3 protein-coding genes are annotated in these 1487 nt (G+C 62.5%); all 3 read left to right on the forward strand.

Going from position 1 to position 1487, the window contains the following annotated elements; all coding sequences use genetic code 11:
- Window positions 1-406: 406 nt before the first annotated feature.
- Window positions 407-775, forward strand: coding sequence for a 50S ribosomal protein L14 (gene rplN / locus CH256_RS08585; protein ID WP_032397538.1), 369 nt, complete (start codon window positions 407-409; stop codon window positions 773-775).
- Entirely contained in the window at window positions 776-1093 is a 318-nt protein-coding gene (rplX, locus tag CH256_RS08590) for a 50S ribosomal protein L24 (protein WP_008718278.1), read from the forward strand. It begins immediately after the preceding gene.
- 1 nt (window position 1094) lies between these two features.
- On the forward strand, window positions 1095-1487 hold a 393-nt coding region (gene rplE / locus CH256_RS08595), incomplete at its 3' end, for a 50S ribosomal protein L5 (protein ID WP_094669315.1).

Genomic DNA, 1487 nt, shown 5'->3' on the forward strand with positions numbered 1-1487 from the left:
ACGGTTCGCCGTCGCGGGATCGACCGCGAAGAACACGATCGAGGGCGCGTCCGACGGCAGAGGGTTCACGGACTCGGCGAGTTCCCGCTCGGTGGCACCGTGCAGTCGGACGACCCGATCCAGTGGCAGACTCGACCACCAACCGCCGTCGTCGCCCGTCGACGTCATCGCCGCGCCCCGCTGATCCGAAGATGTCCCATCTCCGAAACCGTACCGAGAGTTCTGTGTTCGCAGGCGACGGCCGGTGCTCGAGCGATGGCGATTTGGATCCTGGAGGCCCGTTCCCCTACACTTGACCGGTTGCCTGTGGCAGCGGTGTGTCTTCGTGCGCCCGCTCTCGGCATCCGACCGCGCGTGTCGGGACGGAAATCCGGCACGTACGTACATCCAGGTCAAGGAGAAGTTAGTGATTCAGCAGGAGTCGCGAGTACGCGTCGCTGATAACACGGGCGCGAAGGAAATCCTTTGCATCCGCGTTCTCGGTGGTTCGTCACGTCGCTACGCCGGAATCGGCGACATCATCGTAGCTACGGTGAAGGACGCCATTCCCGGTGGAAACATCAAGAAGGGTGAGGTCGTCAAGGCGGTCATCGTCCGCACCATCAAGGAGCGTCGCCGTCCGGATGGCTCGTACATCCGTTTCGACGAGAACGCTGCGGTGCTGATCAAGCCCGACAACGATCCCCGTGGAACTCGTATCTTCGGCCCGGTCGGCCGTGAGCTGCGTGAGAAGAAGTTCATGAAGATCGTCTCGCTCGCCCCGGAGGTGCTGTAAATGAAGGTGCACAAGGGCGACACCGTTCTCGTGATCGCAGGCAAGGACAAGGGTGCCAAGGGCAAGGTCATTCAGGCCTACCCCGCTGACTCCAAGGTTCTGGTCGAGGGTGTGAATCGCATCAAGAAGCACACCGCGGTCTCCGCCAACCAGCGCGGCGCATCCTCGGGTGGCATCGTCACTCAGGAAGCCCCGATCCACGTATCGAACGTCGCAGTGGTCGACTCGGACGGAAACCCCACTCGCGTGGGCTACCGGACCGATGAGGAATCCGGCAAGCGCGTTCGTGTTTCCCGCAAGAACGGGAAGGACATCTGAGATGACTACCACCGAAAACATCGCGGGCGAACAGCCCCGCCTCAAGGCGCGCTACCGCGCCGAGATCAAAGACGCCCTGAACACCGAATTTGCATACGAGAACGTCATGCAGATTCCCGGAATCGTCAAGGTCGTCGTCAACATGGGTGTCGGCGACGCCGCCCGTGACGCCAAGCTGATCAACGGTGCAGTTGCCGACCTCGCTGCCATCACCGGCCAGAAGCCGGAGATCCGCAAGGCCCGCAAGTCCATCGCACAGTTCAAGCTGCGCGAAGGAATGCCCATCGGCGCACGCGTCACCCTCCGTGGCGACCGCATGTGGGAGTTCCTCGACCGTCTGGTCTCCATTGCCCTTCCCCGAATCAGGGACTTCCGCGGCCTCTCGGGCACGCAG

Origin of the sequence: Rhodococcus sp. 05-2254-6 (genome assembly GCF_002258565.1) — a bacterium.
In the GTDB taxonomy this organism is placed as follows: Bacteria; Actinomycetota; Actinomycetes; order Mycobacteriales; family Mycobacteriaceae; genus Rhodococcoides.

Excerpts from the sequence above, each read along its gene's own strand:
- rplX (WP_008718278.1), top strand. The coding sequence starts at position 776 with ATGAAGGTGCACAAGGGCGACACCGTTCTCGTGATCGCAGGCAAGGAC.